Annotated in this window: 14 protein-coding genes; 7 read left to right on the top strand and 7 right to left on the bottom strand. The window is 55.6% G+C overall.

Features of this window, described 5'->3' with window-relative positions; all coding sequences use genetic code 11:
* Nucleotides 1-80 precede the first annotated feature (80 nt).
* The 3 genes from C7H08_RS04755 to C7H08_RS04745 all read left to right on the top strand — a co-directional run bounded on the left by C7H08_RS04755 (nucleotide 81) and on the right by C7H08_RS04745 (nucleotide 3326).
* Nucleotides 81-392, top strand: a complete 312-nt coding sequence (locus C7H08_RS04755) for an Mpo1-like protein (protein WP_106670620.1) — start codon at nucleotides 81-83, stop codon at nucleotides 390-392.
* A gap of 1 nt (nucleotide 393) precedes the next feature.
* Nucleotides 394-1833 (top strand): adenylate/guanylate cyclase domain-containing protein, encoded by a 1440-nt coding sequence (locus C7H08_RS04750; protein ID WP_106670619.1) that lies wholly within the window; start codon nucleotides 394-396, stop codon nucleotides 1831-1833.
* Between the two features lie 200 nt (nucleotides 1834-2033).
* On the top strand, nucleotides 2034-3326 hold the full coding sequence (locus tag C7H08_RS04745) for a cation:proton antiporter (protein ID WP_106670618.1): 1293 nt from the start codon (nucleotides 2034-2036) through the stop codon (nucleotides 3324-3326).
* A 7-nt stretch (nucleotides 3327-3333) separates the two neighbouring features.
* Here C7H08_RS04745 and queF read toward each other — a convergent pair whose 3' ends face one another.
* Genes queF through C7H08_RS04730 form a run of 3 tightly spaced genes read right to left on the bottom strand, consistent with a single transcriptional unit; the run spans nucleotide 3334 to nucleotide 5891 of the window.
* Nucleotides 3334-4152: an NADPH-dependent 7-cyano-7-deazaguanine reductase QueF gene (gene queF, locus C7H08_RS04740; RefSeq protein WP_106670617.1), complete on the bottom strand. Its 819-nt coding sequence runs from the start codon at nucleotides 4150-4152 to the stop codon at nucleotides 3334-3336.
* 18 nt (nucleotides 4153-4170) lie between these two features.
* Nucleotides 4171-4944 (bottom strand): ABC transporter permease, encoded by a 774-nt coding sequence (locus C7H08_RS04735; protein ID WP_106670616.1) that lies wholly within the window; start codon nucleotides 4942-4944, stop codon nucleotides 4171-4173.
* Nucleotides 4941-5891, bottom strand: a complete 951-nt coding sequence (locus tag C7H08_RS04730; RefSeq protein WP_106670615.1) for an ABC transporter ATP-binding protein — start codon at nucleotides 5889-5891, stop codon at nucleotides 4941-4943. The genes C7H08_RS04735 and C7H08_RS04730 overlap by 4 nt, the downstream gene beginning before the upstream one ends.
* Before the next feature lie 252 nt (nucleotides 5892-6143).
* On the opposite strand from C7H08_RS04730, the gene C7H08_RS04725 reads away from it, so the two are divergent.
* The gene (locus C7H08_RS04725; protein ID WP_106670614.1) at nucleotides 6144-7259 is read left to right on the top strand and encodes an organic solvent ABC transporter permease; all 1116 of its coding nucleotides are present in this window, start codon (nucleotides 6144-6146) and stop codon (nucleotides 7257-7259) included.
* On the opposite strand, the gene C7H08_RS04720 is transcribed toward C7H08_RS04725, so the two are convergent.
* The 3 genes from C7H08_RS04720 to C7H08_RS04710 form a co-directional block, all read right to left on the bottom strand.
* Nucleotides 7249-8559: a cyclic di-GMP phosphodiesterase gene (locus tag C7H08_RS04720; RefSeq protein WP_227663366.1), complete on the bottom strand. Its 1311-nt coding sequence runs from the start codon at nucleotides 8557-8559 to the stop codon at nucleotides 7249-7251. The genes C7H08_RS04725 and C7H08_RS04720 overlap by 11 nt on opposite strands.
* Before the next feature lie 174 nt (nucleotides 8560-8733).
* Nucleotides 8734-9330 (bottom strand): hypothetical protein, encoded by a 597-nt coding sequence (locus C7H08_RS04715; protein WP_106670613.1) that lies wholly within the window; start codon nucleotides 9328-9330, stop codon nucleotides 8734-8736.
* Nucleotides 9331-9402: 72 nt separating this feature from the next.
* Nucleotides 9403-9681 carry a PilZ domain-containing protein gene (locus C7H08_RS04710; RefSeq protein WP_106670612.1) on the bottom strand — a complete coding sequence of 93 codons (279 nt, stop codon included), beginning with the start codon at nucleotides 9679-9681 and terminating at the stop codon, nucleotides 9403-9405.
* A 179-nt stretch (nucleotides 9682-9860) separates the two neighbouring features.
* On the opposite strand from C7H08_RS04710, the gene C7H08_RS04705 reads away from it, so the two are divergent.
* Both C7H08_RS04705 and C7H08_RS04700 read left to right on the top strand, forming a co-directional pair.
* Complete coding sequence (locus C7H08_RS04705; RefSeq protein WP_106670611.1) at nucleotides 9861-10874, top strand: Fe(3+) ABC transporter substrate-binding protein; 1014 nt, start codon at nucleotides 9861-9863, stop codon at nucleotides 10872-10874.
* 182 nt (nucleotides 10875-11056) lie between these two features.
* Nucleotides 11057-12745, top strand: coding sequence for an ABC transporter permease (locus C7H08_RS04700; RefSeq protein WP_106670610.1), 1689 nt, complete (start codon nucleotides 11057-11059; stop codon nucleotides 12743-12745).
* 90 nt (nucleotides 12746-12835) lie between these two features.
* Here the strand turns inward: C7H08_RS04700 and C7H08_RS04695 are convergent, their stop codons facing one another.
* Nucleotides 12836-14503 carry an AMP-binding protein gene (locus C7H08_RS04695; protein WP_106670609.1) on the bottom strand — a complete coding sequence of 556 codons (1668 nt, stop codon included), beginning with the start codon at nucleotides 14501-14503 and terminating at the stop codon, nucleotides 12836-12838.
* Between the two features lie 253 nt (nucleotides 14504-14756).
* Between C7H08_RS04695 and C7H08_RS04690 the strand changes: the two genes are divergently transcribed.
* The gene (locus tag C7H08_RS04690) at nucleotides 14757-15731 is read left to right on the top strand and encodes an ABC transporter substrate-binding protein (protein ID WP_106670608.1); all 975 of its coding nucleotides are present in this window, start codon (nucleotides 14757-14759) and stop codon (nucleotides 15729-15731) included.

Below are 15731 nucleotides of genomic sequence, written 5' to 3'. Positions count from 1 at the left end.
TCTACGTAATACTGTTAATCTTTGGTCGTAGACGCACGTAAAAAGCGCAATCACAAGTATAAAGAATTCGGCGGCATACAATGAGCGACCAACAAACTTTTCATAACTTTGAAGAATTCTACCCCTACTACCTGGAAGAACACAGTGACATCATCTGTCGGCGCCTGCACTTTACAGGCAGCTTGCTGGTATTGGTTGTTGCGGTATGGGCCATTGTCAGCGGCAATCTGATCTGGCTACTGGCGTTGCCGGTCATTGGTTATGGATTCGCCTGGGTGGGCCACTTCAAATTTGAACAGAATCGCCCGGCCACATTCGAGTATCCTTTTTACAGCCTGATGGGCGACTGGGTAATGTTCCGCGACATGCTGATCGGAAGGATCCGGTTCTGAGATGATGAGCACACCGGCCGATCTGCGCAGTGTTACCAGCAACACGGGTAAACTGTCCCCCGGAGAGATCCACGATCACATCGTGGCAATCCCTCCAATGCCGGACTACAACGGCCGCATCCTCGCCTACACGGCCACCGCTGCGATTATTGTCACCGGCGTTCTTCAGGGCACCTTCCCGCAAGAGCTGCTATGGATTGTCGCCGGTGCCCTGATCTGGCCCCATCTGGCTCACCTGCTGACCCGTCGCACCTTTCTTCGGCGGTCTTACCGCATTCGCCAAAAAATGCTGCTTTTTGACTGCCTCATCGGTGGTGCCTTTATCGGGTTGATCGGCCTCGTCGCTATTCCCTCGGTGTCTGTGATTCTAATGCTGATGTTCAGTTGCCTGATCGTTGGCGGCATTCGTCAATGGCTGTTTGGCACCGCACTCCTGTCGGCGTCGCTGGCCGCATCAGCGGCTACCCTGGGGGTCGCTGATAGCCCGCAAACACCCCTGCTAACCAGCATAATCGCGGTGGCCGCCACCGGCACTTACATCTGCGTAACCGCCTATTATTCACACCAGCAGGCTCGAGCGTTGTTGCTGGCCAAAACCCAGATCCAGAATCAACGGGAACAGTCCATCGCTCTGTCGCACAAGCTGTCGAAGTACCTGTCACCTCAAGTCTGGCAATCCATCTTCACCGGCGAGAGAGACGTCCGGCTCGAAACCCAGCGCAAAAAACTGGCGGTATTTTTTTCCGACATCAAAGGCTTCACCGAACTGTCGGAAGAAATGGAACCAGAAGCCCTCACCGAGCTGCTAAACCACTACTTTAATGAAATGTCGCAAGTGGCCCTCCGGTACGGCGGCACCATCGACAAATTTGTCGGCGACTCGATCATGGTGTTCTTTGGCGATCCCACCAGTCGCGGCCAGCGGGAGGATGCCTTCGCCTGCGTGTCCATGGCCATCGACATGCGCAAGCACATGAAGATCATGCGGCAGAAATGGCGCAGCCAGGGCATCAAAACACCGCTTGAGATCCGCATGGGCATCAGCACCGGCTACACCACCGTCGGCAATTTTGGTGCCGAAAACCGCATGGATTACACCATCATCGGCAAGGAAGTGAACCTGGCCAGCAGGCTGGAATCGCTGGCCGAAGCCGGGGAAATTCTGGTTTCCTATGAGACCTTCTCGTTGATCAAGGATCGCATCATGTGTCGCGACAAGGGTGAGATCACCGTGAAAGGTTTCGGCAAGCCTGTCGCCATCTATGAGGTGGTCGACTTCCGCCGCGACATGGGGCCAAACCGCAGCTTCCTCGAACATGAGCACAGCGGCTTTGCCATGTACCTGGATTCCGACAAAATCACTGAGCGGGAGCGCAAAACCGTACTCGCCGCTCTCGAGGACGCCGCCGATCGCCTGCGCCAGGAAGAAGACGCCGAATAGTCCCTTCCCCGCACTCTGAATACCCGCATTCTCAGCCGAACACAGACTGAAACAACCCGGGGCAGGCAGGCTCAACTCCACCGGAGTGATTACCGAATCGTATAGGAAATAACCAGATATCCGCTGGCAAAATGCCGGTAGAAAGCGCACCGTGGCTTTCGCCAGCTTCCGCTGCACCATCACTCACCTACGAGTTACTTATGACCGCAGCCACCTGGTTTATATTACTTGGCTCGCTGCTGCTGGTAGTCGGATTTACGGCATCCTACATCCAAACTGTTCCAGTCACATCGGCCATTGTGTATCTGCTTATCGGGTTTGTGGTCGGCCCGATGGGCTTTGCGCTGTTTCACTTCAACCCCCTCGAAGAATCGGCACTGCTGGAGTTGCTGACAGAACTCGCCGTGCTTATCTCACTATACTGCGCCGGCGTGAAAATGCCGGCACCGGTTACCTTTAAGCGCTGGCGCAACCCTCTGCGCCTTGCCGTCATTTCGATGACGCTCACGGTGGGGCTGGTCACACTATTTGGATACTACTGGCTGTCTCTTCCTCTGGGCGCAGCCGTCTTGTTGGGGGCTATAGTGGCGCCGACAGACCCGGTGCTGGCCACGGAGGTGCAGGTCCGCCATGCTGACGACCCAGACCGCCTGCGGTTTGCCTTGACCTGCGAAGCCGGCATCAACGATGGCAGCGCCTTCCCCTTTGCGATGCTCGGTTTGGGCTTACTGGGCCTGCACGAACTGGGCGATAGCGGTTGGCGATGGGTGGCGTTTGATGTGGCCTGGGCCAGCGCTGCCGGGATTATCATCGGCATTATGGCTGGGTGCGCCGTGGGTTGGTTGGTACAGAAACTACGCGCCACTTACACTGGATCGGAATTTCTGGAAAGTTTTCTGGGGCTGGGGTTGATTGCGTTTGTATACGGTATCAGCCAGTTGCTGTATGCCGGGGGCTTTCTGGCGGTGTTCAGTGCAGCGGTGGCATTGCGACATACCGAGCTGAAACTGGCCGGTCTCAAACAACGCTACCCCAGTACGGCACCCGGAGAAACGCAACCAGAGGCGAAGCCTCAGACCGTTGCCCACGTGCATCAAAGCTCTTTGGTGTTCAATGAACACCTCGAACGGCTAGCCGAAATTGTGTTGGTGCTGTTGATCGGCGGCTCGATGTTCTGGGACTCCTGGAGCTGGCGAGCGGTTGGTTTTGCCGCCTTCCTGTTCTTTATTGCCCGCCCGATCAGTGTTCACCTGGGCCTGCTAGGAAGCAAGACGCCAATCCGGATGCGTAACCTCTCTGGCTGGTTCGGTGTACGGGGCATTGGCTCGCTTTACTATCTGGTATACGCCATCCAGCATGGCCTGCCACAAGACATCGCGCTGGAACTGATTCACCTGACCCTGGTGGTGGTTGCTTTATCGATCATTGTGCACGGCATGAGTGTAAAGCCTGCCATCGCCCGCCTCTGGCGTGTTCGAAAACCAGACCGTTAGGCGTCTTTTACTGCCTGACCAGCCTTGGCCCCGCACCATCCTCAGGGCTGGTGCTGCGCACCGGATTGATGTCCAGACCACCTCGGCGGGTGTACCGGGCACAGACCATCAGCTGCGATGGCTGACACCGAGACATCAGGTCGGTAAACAGGGTTTCCACGCAGTGCTCGTGAAAGTCCTGTTTCTGCCGGAAACTGACGATATATCGCAACAACCCCGAACGGTCGATTTTTGGCCCGGTATAGCGGATGAACACGCTGGCCCAGTCCGGCTGCCCGGTCACCGGGCAATTACTCTTCAGCAAATGCGAACAGAGTTGCTCAGACACCTCTTTGGTACCTGCCGCCAATGACTCGGCGGAATAGTCATAGACGACGTTTTGCACCGGCTCATCATCGATCAGCTCGTAGCCGACCGGCCTGCCCTCCGCAGGCGCAGCCTCATCCACGCTGAACAAGCGCACATCGACCGCTGCACCGCAGGCACTGGACAGATCAGCGGTGATCGTTTCCACCACCTGATCCTCGGTCGAAAACACCGCCTGATTCAGGGAGTTCAGATAGAGCTTCAGCGATTTGCTTTCAATAATGGATGGCGATGTGGCCGGAAACCGGATTTCACCCCAGGCAACCGCTGGCACACCACCCGGGCGCAGCCAGGAGATCTCCCAGGCCTGCCACAGATCTTCACCAAACCAGGGCCAGCGGCCATCGTGCAGGCCGATACGACGGCGATTTTCCTCGCGTGCCACCGGAAACAGCAGAGCCGGATCGTACTGATCCGGATAGTCGCTGGACTTGCCCAGCGGGGCGTTGTGCAAAGCCATAGTGATTCCTGAAACCGGTCAGTGGCGAATACCCTTGCCCCGGGCAAGCATGCGCAAGGCAATCGCCGCCAGCAGGACAATAAAGATCACAATCATACCAAGAGAGACAAACGGATTAACGTCCGACACGCCCAGTATGCCGAAACGGAAGCCGTTCACCATATAGAGAATCGGGTTAATCATCGACGCCCCCTGCCAGAACGAGGGCAGCATGTCGATACTGTAGAACACCCCACCCAGATAGGTCAGCGGCGTCAGCACGAAGGTGGGCACAATGGAGATATCATCAAACTTGGTGGCCAACATGGCATTGATAAAGCCGCCCAGAGAGAACAGCGCCGAGGTCAGAAACACTGTGATCACCACCATCGGCAGGTTGTGGACCGACAACCGAGTGAAGGCCAGAGACAGCAGCGTCACAATCAGGCCAATGCTCAGGCCCCGTGCCATGCCGCCGGCCACATAACCGGTCAGAATGGTCCAGTTCGGCACGGGCGATACCAGCAACTCTTCAATACTGCGCTGAAACTTCATCGAGAAGAACGAAGACACCACGTTGGCATAGGAGCTGGTGATCACCGCCATCATGATCAGTCCCGGCACGATAAACTGCATATAATCGAAGCCGCCCATCTCACCAATTCTGGAGCCGATCAGGTTGCCAAAAATGATGAAGTACAGGGTCATGGTGACCGCCGGCGGCAACAGAGTCTGAGGCCAGATACGGGTAAACCGGCGCACTTCGCGCAGCACTATGGTGCAAAATGCTGTCCAGAGAGCCTGAGCTGTCACGCTGTCACCTCCGCCTGTGTGCTGTCGTCGCGGGCGTTGTCTTCAACCATCCGCACAAACAGCTCCTCAAGGCGATTGGCCTTGGTTCGCATGCTCATGACCTTGATGCCGTTGTTTTCCAGTTCGATAAACAACGCGTTGAGCCCCTGGCCTTTGACCACATCCACCTCCAACGCACCGTCGTCGTTAATTGTGCAATGAAAGCCACTGAGCTTCGGGGGGGTGTCGAGCCCCCGATCGGTGTCCAGAACGAAGGTTTCAACACTCAGTTGCTGCAGTAGCTCCCGTTTGCTGGTGTGGCGGATGATTTTACCTTGGTCAATGATGGCAATATTCCGGCACAACGCCTCGGCTTCCTCCAGGTAATGAGTGGTCAAAATGATGGTCGTGCCCTGGCGGTTCATCTCTTCCAGAAACTGCCACATCGAGCGGCGCAGCTCGATATCCACACCCGCCGTTGGCTCATCCAGAATCAGCAGGCGGGGTTCGTGCACCAGCGCCCTGGCAATCATCAGCCGACGCTTCATACCACCGGATAGCATCCGGGAGGGCGTGTCACGCTTGTCCCACAAGCCCAATTTTTTCAGGTATTTTTCGGCAGAGACCTTAGCCTGCTTCAAGGGAATGCCGTAGTAACCTGCCTGAGTGGTAACAATGTCGATAACTTTCTCGAACTGATTGAAATTAAACTCTTGCGGGACCACGCCCAGGTTGACCTTGGCTTTGGACAGTTCGGAGTCGATGTCATGCCCGAACACCCGCACCCGGCCGCCGGACTTGTTGACCAGTGACGACACTATACCCAGTGTCGTGGACTTGCCTGCGCCGTTCGGGCCCAACAAGGCAAAAAAATCGCCCTTGCGTACCTGAAGGTCAATCCCCTTCAGGGCCTGAAAGCCATCACTGTAATTTTTGACAAGGCCCTCGATTTCCAATGCGTAGGTCATAACCAAACCATTAATTGATCGAAACATCCGCCCGTTTCGGGCAAGAAGATAGAGTGCTATGTGATTGTGGCTTACCGGAGAATTTCAAGGGCCGGCCAGCCGAAACCGCACGTCGCCAAACTCACAAACTGAGACAGGTTTCCCGATATGCCTCAGCTCCCCGCCCTATAATGTTGTTACAACAACTTACAAAATGCCTGACACCGGGTACCGGATGCGCCAGGTCAACGCGAAGGGATTGTACGACACGCCATGAGATTCGCTCACCTTACTCGCCTGTGTTTGCTATTTGCCGCTGCCTTTACCCTGACCGGGTGCCTCGACAGCAACAGTTCCGAAGGCGACGACACCCGTAGCGGCCAGATTCACTACCTGGGTGTCAGCGGTCTCAGCTATCAGACCGCCAGCCAGTCCGGGACTACCGATGGCAGTGGCCAATTCCGTTACTATCCTGGCGAAACACTTGCTCTGAAAGCAGGCAATCTGCCAATCGTTGACGGTGTGCCGGCACAGGAATATGTCACCTTTCTCGAGTTTCTGCCGGAAACCCGTGAACCACTGCAGTCCCCCGGCGTTGATGATGAAGCACTCAGAGACCACCAGCTGATCGAACAGCAACAATTGGGCAACATCACCCTGTTGAACGTAACGCGATTTCTGATGGCGCTGAACTGGACCGAAATCATCGCTGACGACAAGGGTATCGATATTCGCTCAAGGGTCATTTCGCAGCTTAACGCCGCGCTGAATGATCCAGGCCTTCCGAACAGCATCGATTTTACGGTAAACCAGGCCGACTTCACCGCCGAGGACTCACCCGCTAACCGCTTGCTGGCTGCCATCTGCTTCTATCCGGAAGACGACGTTTTGTGCTCGGAGCCACCCACAGAAGATGCCATCAGCAGTGCCCCGCCCCGGCCAGAAAACGATGAAGATATCGACCCCGACGTGGATTACAGCGAAGACCTCGAGAGTCTTCGCAACCGCATCCTGCAGGCAGTGCGTACCCTGGATGAGGCTGACAACGAGCGCGCCAGAAACTATCTGCGCAGAGAACTGGATGCTATCAGCCGGGAAGTGGGTCGTCGTTATTTTCTGGCCGACCACAAAGCCAATCATCCCGCCAGTGACACCGGTATCAAGACCGTGAAAATCCGCAAGATTGGCGGCGATCCGGCACTGGGTCAACTGGAGGCCATCAGTAAACGGCCACAGGATGTGGTGGTGCATTCATGGAGCTGGCAAGACGCCGATGTGGATTACTTTTTGGCGGGCTCGGCAGGGGGCGAATCTGAATTGCTGATTAACTTCCGCCCGACTGACACCTATCGCTGGGTACGCAAACAGATCCGCGTGATCATCGACTGATCAGGTTGTTTAAAGACCACCTGGATTCGGCACCGGTGACGTCATGGTGGGACGGATCCAGCCCTTCAGTGCCATGGGGCAGGCAATCACGCACCGTGAGCGCTTCCGAGGCCGGGCGAGATTCGTTATGCTTGGCCAGATCAATGATCCTGGCGATTTTGAGAGGTTGACGATCGCGACCCTGCATCACCATGACTTTTGGCCACAGGCGCCGTTCAGGCGAATGCGATACTACGATGCCTCGCTGGCCATCAGACAATTCAACCAGTGAGCCGGTTGGGTAAACACCGATCGCCTGAATAAAACCTTCAACCAGGTCTTCTTGAAACTCAATATTGCGCATATCGTAAAGCAGAGCCACCGCTTTCGCTGGTGTCATCGGACTTTGCCCCTCGCGGGGCGCCGTCATTGATTCAAAAAATTCGGCAATACCAGCGACCTTGGCAAGCAAAGCAATCCGGTCACCGCGAAGGCCCAAGGGGAAACCAGAGCCGTTATGCCGCTCGCGATGCCCCTGAACAACATTCATCACCGCCCTGGACAGACCTGTGTGCTCGAGCATTTCGACACCTTTGACCACATAGCTGCGGTAGACTGCGAACTCTTCCGGGTTCAATTGATGCTCACGAGCCAGCAGGTCTTTAGGCAGCGCAGTCTTACCCACCTGGGAAAGCAGACAACCGACCCCAAGATGGCTTAGCAAACTCTCATTCAGGCCAAGCTGTCGACCACACACCAACGCCCAAACAGCAGTATTGAGCGCATGGCGATACACAAAATCATCATACTGGCGGGTACGGCTCAGCCACAGCAATGCATTGGGCTGACGGGCCACACTGGCCACCATTTTGCGAGCAATGTCTGCCGCAGGCCGCAAATCCGGGAGTTGCCCGGTTTGTACTGAGGCAAACATGCGCGCCAATGCCACTTCCGCATCATCGAGCAGGCGGCGAGAGGATTTGAGCTCTTTCTTAAGCGGAGTAACGGCTTGATAGGAGACGGGCTCACGGATACTCAGTGGCGGCAATTGCAACTCTTCACGGCCGTTGCCCCGGTTGCTGGAACTCCGGCGAAAGGAGCGTCCGGTTTCGTTGCCAGGTTTGGTCGAGTCGCGATTCTCGGCCACGTCGACCATAACCCATTTGCAGTGAGAGACCAGCGCACGCACATCGCTTTGGGAGCGAATATAAAAGCCCTGGATGGGGAAAGGAGTCTGATGCCATGGCCTGTCGAGGTCAGACACAAACATGCCTACCTCCAGGTCATGTACCGCAATTTTGTTCTGCTGGACTCCCACCATGCACCTCGGCAAACCGAATTATTTGATGACTACCAGTTTGCCACTTTGGCGGGAAGACTCCATTACGATTTGGTAGCCAAAAGTCACCACAATGAAACATAAGGTAACTCAAGTTTTCAGGCCGCAACGAAATGTAGCAACGTGACGGACGTCACAGGGAAAAAGCCAGACTGTTCAGTCTTCTTTACACTCATTCTGATTGAACGATGGCAAGCGAGCACTGAGCGCGCCCCGGGGTACCTTTCGTGCGTAGACGGTATAGGCCACCGGTGATGGCCGCAAATAGTCGATATTCACAGTATCGCTTTCATGATTAACCGTAACGGACTGGGGCTGACAACTGACCAACAGGGAAAACCGAGCGCCAATGTCTGCCACCCTCTCCGTACCCTCCGGAGACTGTACCGCCAGACACACATCCTGAGCGGATGCCGGCTTGCCTGTCGCTGCCACCAGATCACGCCCTGGCCTGCCGCAGGCCCGAACTTCACCTGAACAGGTACTGGTGTCATCGTGGCTGCTGTCGGTAATCCGCCAGACTCGCTCACTGCACTGGGTTTCGAGCCGGATGGGCGTCGCCTTGTTACTCGCTACCCACCATTGCGGATACTCTGCGCTCTGCCAAGACACCCTCACCTGCCGGATTTCGCCGGCCGAAGTTTGGGCAGGAAACATGGCGTAATGGGTGTGGTAGCTGGCGCAACCATGGAGCCCAGGCAGGGATAGCATTGCCAGAACCAACCCAGATCGCACAGCAAAAGAAGTTGTCATTGGAAAGCCGTCCTTTCAATACACTGACTGGAGGTACCCCATTATCAGTATCGGCCAGCGACATTCCACGGACTATTCATCATTCTGATCAAACTGCAGGCCAAAGCCATCAATGGTCTTGCGCACAACCACCATGTCCAGTACCGGTGCCGGTATTGGCAAACCTTGAACCTGAACGGTCACGTTATCACCCATTTCTGGTGTGAACGGTTCATCATTAAGCACGATAAAGACACCTCCATCCGAGATGTCTCGGGTGGAGAACACAAACTCACCAAATCTTTCGTGAACCACCTTAACTTTCGCACTCAAGGCCGTGCGACTGTGCACTCTGCGATCATTATCAGCCATACCCCTGGAACCCTGTTTTTAACCGGTTTTTATAGTGTTATGAAGCATAACACCATTTTTACACAAATATCCCAACAGGGTTATTGACTCAAACGCGGATAGCATTGAGAATGATTGTCGTTTTGAACTGCCTGTAATTTCAACTCTCAGGTAAGCCAGCCACAAGAAAGGAAAACATCATGCGAATGAAACTTACCGCAGCTGCCGCAATCGCTCTAACCGCAATGCCCATGGCCGCCACCGCAGATGGCGAAGTGAACATTTATTCCTATCGCCAGGCTTATTTGTTAGAGCCTTTGTTGAACGCCTTTACCGATGAAACCGGTATCAAAACCAACGTCGTGTTCGCCCGCCAGGGTCTGGCCGAGCGCCTGCAGCGCGAAGGCCGCAACAGCCCCGCTGACATTGTCATGACCGTCGATATTTCTCGCATCAGCGAACTGGTTGAGAAAGATCTGGTCGCTGACCTGAACAGCGACACCATGAACAAGAACATTCCGGAAAACCTGCGCCATCCAGACGGCAAATGGTACGCGCTGACCACCCGGGGTCGCCTGATTTTCACATCAAAAGATCGCGTCGAAGAAGGTGAAATCAGCACCTACGAAGATCTCGCCGATGACAAGTGGGAAGGTCGCATCTGCACCCGGAGCGGGAAGCATCCTTATAACATTGCACTGATTTCTTCGATGATTGCTCATCACGGTGAAGAGCAGACGGAACAGTGGCTGAACGATGTAAAGGACAACCTGGCCCGTAAACCACAAGGCGGCGACCGTGACCAGATCAAGGCCATCGCGGAAGGTGTATGCGACATTTCTATCGGCAACAGCTACTACTACGGCAACATGTTGATGGATGAAAACCAGCGCCCGACCGCAGAACAGGTCAATCTGGTTTTCCCGAATGCCAATGACCGTGGCACGCACGTCAACATCAGTGGCATTTCGCTGACCCAGAGTGCCCCGAACAGAGACAACGCCGTCAAACTGATGGAGTTTCTCTCTTCTCCGAGTGCTCAGCGCATTTACGCAGAAGCCAACAGCGAGTACCCGGCCAACCCGAACGTAAAACCCACCGGCCTGGTGGCGGAGTGGGGCGAGATGACACCAGACAGCTTGTCACTTCAAGAAATTGCCAACAACCGTAACGCGGCCGTCAGGTTGGTAGACCGTGTGGATTACGACGGCTAACGGCTGATTTCGGGGCCGGCCTGAAGCCGGTGATGATAGCCTGATCTGAGGGTGCCCAGTAACAATCGGCACCCTCTGTTTTTCGCACCACCCTTCGTTATCTGACGCGAGTCATTGCAGTGAGACATTTCAGTATCTAAAATCGCAACACTTCTCATCACCACTATCATAACGGGATAAGCATGACCGAGGTCGTTACCAGTGCCAATCCGGGGCTTGCTCAACCACTTCTGGCCAAACGTACCTCAAAGCGCTGGATGATCAGTGCGCTGATAACCACCGCGATTGTTGTCCTACCGGTTTTTTCTGTTCTTTACCTGGCCTTTTTTCCAGACGAGAACATCTGGCCACATCTGATTGACACCACCCTGCCGCGCTACCTGACAACAACACTGAAGTTGATGATTGGCGTGGGCATTCTTACCCTCGTGATTGGTCTGGCAACAGCCTGGACCGTCACCATGTGTGAATTCCCCGGCCGAAAATATTTCGAATGGGCAATGCTGTTGCCTTTTGCCGTTCCGGCCTACGTTATCGCCTACGTCTACACCAGCCTGCTCGACTACGCCGGCCCGGTTCAGAAAACCCTGCGGGAATGGTTTGGCTGGCAAGATGCGAGTGATTACTGGTTTCCCGAGATTCGTAGCCTGGAAGGCGCGATCCTGATGATTGGCCTGGTGCTTTATCCCTACGTTTACCTGCTCGGCCGCGCCGCCTTTATGGAGCAATCCCCGTCGTTGTTTGCGGTCAGCCGGAGTCTTGGCCACTCAGCCCTCAGTACCTTTTTCAGAGTAGTACTGCCGATCGCACGCCCGGCCATCGCGGTCGGCCTCTCTCTGGTGCTTATGGAAACCCTCAATGATTTCGGCACGGTCGACTTCTTTGCGGTGCAAACCCTGACTCTGGGCCTGTTCGATACCTGGATGAACCTCGGCAACCTTGGCGGTGCCGCCCAGATCGCCACCACCATGCTGATGTTTGTGGTCATCCTGGTCACCCTGGAACGCTACTCACGGCGCCGGCAACAGCAATTTGCGGCACGAGATAACCGCGACCCCATTCAACGCTTTACCATGTCGTTTCCCAGACAGATGATCTGCGTGGCAGTGTGCGCCGCGCCGCTGATCTTCGGATTTATCATCCCCGGAGCAACACTGGGCTATTACGCCTGGGAATACTTCGATGAAAGCTGGAACTCCAGCTTTATTCGCAACACTTTCAACAGCCTGTTCCTGTCTGGCACTGCCGCCCTCACCACTCTACTGATCGGGGTAACGCTCGCCTACAGCCGTCGGCTTCACAATACCCGCGGCATGCAGGTGATGATGCGGCTATCCAGCCTAGGTTACGCAATGCCCGGTGCGGTGCTGGCCGTCGGCGTGATCATCCCCCTCGCCGGCTTTGATAACTGGCTGGACGGACTGATGCGGGACTACTTCGGTTACAGCACGGGGCTGCTGCTGAGCGGCACCACCTTTGCGCTGGTTTTCGCGTTCACTGTGCGCTTTCTGGCGGTGTCTGCCGGCAGTATCGAGAGTGCCCTGCAAAAGATCACGCCCAGTATGGACATGGCGTCGCGCTCCCTGGGCCACACGCCCGGCAAAACCCTGGTCAAGGTCCACTTGCCCATGCTTCGCGGTACGCTGTTGACCGCGGCGCTGGTGGTCTTTGTGGATTGCATGAAGGAGTTGCCGGCGACGCTGATACTGCGGCCCTTCAATTACGAAACACTGGCCACCTACGTGTACCAGTTTGCCTCTGACGAACAGCTCTATCACAGCGCCCTGCCCTCACTGATCATCGTGCTCGCAGGCATCGTGCCGATCATTTTGATGAGCCGGTCCATCTCCAACTCCAGGACCATGTCCTGAACAATCGGCCCAGGCTCTGAACCCGGCACCAGGAAAAAAAAGAGGCCCGACACTTTGTCGGGCCTCTTGAAGAGTCTGGTCTGCGGCAGCTTACTGCCAAATCACCTTCTGCTTTTGCGCATACCAGCTGTCCACTTTCTCTTCGTAAGCGTCTTCAACCACATTCCGCTTAAGCTTCAGTGTCGGAGTCAGGAAGCTGTTCTCAATCGACCACTCATCGCTGACCACGGCAATAAATGCCAGTTGCTCGTGGGGATCCACGGTCTTGTTTACGTCTTTGATCAGCTGCGTGAAGCTTTCTTCGATTTCCTTACGGAACTTTTCATCCGCCATCTTGGGTCGAATTTCCTCACCCAACAACACCAACGCGTGGGGCTGAGTCTGGTTTGCGCCAGAGACACACACCATCTCAATCGCGTCGTGCGACATCAGGCGATTCTCGATCGGCGCCGGCGCGATGTATTTGCCCTTGCTGGTTTTGAAAATTTCTTTGATCCGTCCAGTCAGCTTCAGGCGGCCCATCTCATCGATTTCGCCTTTATCACCGGTTTTCAGGAAACCATCGTCGGTAAAGGTTTCTTTGGTTTTTTCTTCATCCTTGTAGTAACCCATCATGGTTGCCGGGCTCTTGACCAGTATTTCACCCTGCTCACTGATTCTGACCTCAACGCCAGGCAGCGCCTCGCCCACATAACCGGTTCGGGTCCGGCCTGGCTTATTCATGTGGGAATAGGCAAAGTTCTCAGACATGCCGTAGCCTTCCAAAAGCTCCAGGCCCAGATTGCGGTACCAGTCCAGCACGTCGTTAGACAGCGGGGCTGACCCGGAACCCGCCAGCTTCACCTTGTCCAGACCCAGGCCCTTGAGCACCTTCTTCTTGATCAGCCTGTTCAGCAGCGGGATCTTCAGCATCCGTTCCAGCTTCTGTTTGGGCACTTTCTGCAGTACACCATGCTGAAACTTCACCCACAGCCGGGGCACTGACAGGAACAGCGTTGGTTGCGCCCGCTGCAGATCCTGCACAAACGTTTCCAGAGATTCCGCGAAATACAGGTGAAAGCCCGCGTAAAGTGACCCAAGCTCCACGAACGTGCGCTCGAACACGTGCGCCAGCGGCAGATAAGACAGCATGCGCTCTTCAGGACCGACCCCCAGAGTCTGGATGCCGCCGGCAGCGGAGAAGGCCATGTTTTCAAAACTGAGCATGACGCCTTTGGGACGGCCAGTACTGCCAGAGGTATAAACAATGGTGGCCAGCTCTGCTGGCTCCCGGTGTACCTGGCCCTCCAGCGGCGGGTACTTGGCGACGATATCGTCCCAGGTCTCAAAATTGTTAGGCGGGCTGAGTGGGTAAGAAATGCAACGAACAGACTCGGGCACACCCGACTTCATGCTGTCCCAGTCGTCCAGCTTGCCAACAAACAGAACATCACACTCCGCGTGCTTAAGAATGTAATTAACGGTGTCAGCATTCAGAGTGGGGTACAGCGGCACAGAAACATGGCCAGCCAGCCAGATCGCCCAATCCGTCATGACCCACTGTGCACAGTTCTTTGAAATCAAGCCAATCCGGCTCTTATCCGGCAGGTTAAGTGATTTCAGGTAGGTCGCCATTCTGCGGGCTTCATCCACTGCCCGCCCCCAGGTGTACTCAACCACTTTGCCATTGCCGATGGGCTGGGTCATGTAAGGAGCGTCGGCTTTGGTTGATTCCCAATGGTAGAGCATTTCCAGGGGAAGTTTGTTTATCGTGTCCATGAACCTTCCTAATTTATCTTTATAGTTGGGGGTAAGCGTATTATTAGACTTTAGTAGACTATTTCAACACACCCTCGCTCGTCAAAACGTGACCGAGCCAAAATTATCTGTATTCCGGACTAATGCGCATCCGCAACTGATAAAGTATCGCGCATCCCTACCCCGAAACCCATATCCCTGTGGTAAACTTGCCCACCTTATTTTTGCCACCCCGCACCGCGGGGACATCAATAACCAACCCGGAGATGGGCTTATGGCCAAGAAGACCCTGCGCACCCTGATTGGCGCTTCGCTGCTTGCCGCAGCAAGCCTAGTTCAGGCTCAAGACACCCGCGTTGTTGCCATTACACAGATTGTGGAACATCCAGCTCTGGATGCCGTGCACGAAGGCATCAAGGATGAGCTGGCCGAGCGCGGCTATATTGCTGGCCAAAACCTCCGTCTGATGCACGAAAGTGCTCAGGGCAACTCGGCAATCGCCTCACAGATCGCCCGTAAATTCGTAGGCGAAAGCCCGGACGTCATCGTCGCCATTGCTACGCCGTCCGCCCAAACGGTTGCCGCCGCGGCCAGAAGCGTGCCCGTGGTGTTCTCTGCGGTCACTGACCCGGTTGCCGCCAAGCTGGTACAAAGCTGGGAAGCTCCCGGCGGGAACATCACCGGCGTCAGCGACATGCTGCCGATCGAGCAACACATCGACATGCTGCAACGCATCATGCCGAACGCCAAGCGCGTAGGCACCGTCTACAACCCCGGTGAAGCCAACGCGGCCGCACTGATAGAATTGCTCGACGAGCGCCTTGCCGCCCGCGATATGCAGCTGGTCAAAGGTGCTGCCACCAAGACCTCCGAAGTGCTGGGCGCGGCCCGTTCTCTGGTTGGTAAAGTGGACGCCATTTACCTGACCACCGATAACACCGTGATCAGTGCCGCCGAAGCGGTGATCTCCGTCGGCGAACGCTCCGGCATTCCGGTGTTTGCGGCAGATACCGCCACCGTTGAGCGTGGTGCCGTAGCCGCATTGGGCTTCAACTATTACAATCACGGCCGCCAGACCGGCGCCATGGTTGTGCGCATACTGGAAGGTGCCGGCACCGCCGACATGCCCGTTGAAACCATGGACGAGCTGGACCTGTTCGTGAACCCTGCCGCCGGCGAGCGCATGGGCATCACCCTGTCTGAAGACCTCATCCAGGACGCTAAAGAAGTCGTCAAAAGCGACCAATAA

This window comes from Marinobacter halophilus, from assembly GCF_003007685.1.
Classification (GTDB): domain Bacteria; phylum Pseudomonadota; class Gammaproteobacteria; order Pseudomonadales; family Oleiphilaceae; genus Marinobacter; species Marinobacter halophilus.
Note: the sequence above shows the minus strand (reverse complement) of the source record. Positions and strands in the feature narration are given on the sequence as shown.

Coding starts and splice junctions, on each gene's coding strand:
- C7H08_RS04755 (WP_106670620.1), top strand. CDS start 81: ATGAGCGACCAACAAACTTTTCATAACTTTGAAGAATTCTACCCCTAC.
- C7H08_RS04725 (WP_106670614.1), top strand. CDS start 6,144: ATGAGATTCGCTCACCTTACTCGCCTGTGTTTGCTATTTGCCGCTGCC.
- C7H08_RS04730 (WP_106670615.1), bottom strand. CDS start 5,891: ATGACCTACGCATTGGAAATCGAGGGCCTTGTCAAAAATTACAGTGAT.
- C7H08_RS04710 (WP_106670612.1), bottom strand. CDS start 9,681: ATGGCTGATAATGATCGCAGAGTGCACAGTCGCACGGCCTTGAGTGCG.
- C7H08_RS04750 (WP_106670619.1), top strand. CDS start 394: ATGATGAGCACACCGGCCGATCTGCGCAGTGTTACCAGCAACACGGGT.
- C7H08_RS04715 (WP_106670613.1), bottom strand. CDS start 9,330: ATGACAACTTCTTTTGCTGTGCGATCTGGGTTGGTTCTGGCAATGCTA.
- C7H08_RS04695 (WP_106670609.1), bottom strand. CDS start 14,503: ATGGACACGATAAACAAACTTCCCCTGGAAATGCTCTACCATTGGGAA.
- queF (WP_106670617.1), bottom strand. CDS start 4,152: ATGGCTTTGCACAACGCCCCGCTGGGCAAGTCCAGCGACTATCCGGAT.
- C7H08_RS04705 (WP_106670611.1), top strand. CDS start 9,861: ATGCGAATGAAACTTACCGCAGCTGCCGCAATCGCTCTAACCGCAATG.
- C7H08_RS04690 (WP_106670608.1), top strand. CDS start 14,757: ATGGCCAAGAAGACCCTGCGCACCCTGATTGGCGCTTCGCTGCTTGCC.
- C7H08_RS04745 (WP_106670618.1), top strand. CDS start 2,034: ATGACCGCAGCCACCTGGTTTATATTACTTGGCTCGCTGCTGCTGGTA.
- C7H08_RS04720 (WP_227663366.1), bottom strand. CDS start 8,559: ATGGTGGGAGTCCAGCAGAACAAAATTGCGGTACATGACCTGGAGGTA.
- C7H08_RS04700 (WP_106670610.1), top strand. CDS start 11,057: ATGACCGAGGTCGTTACCAGTGCCAATCCGGGGCTTGCTCAACCACTT.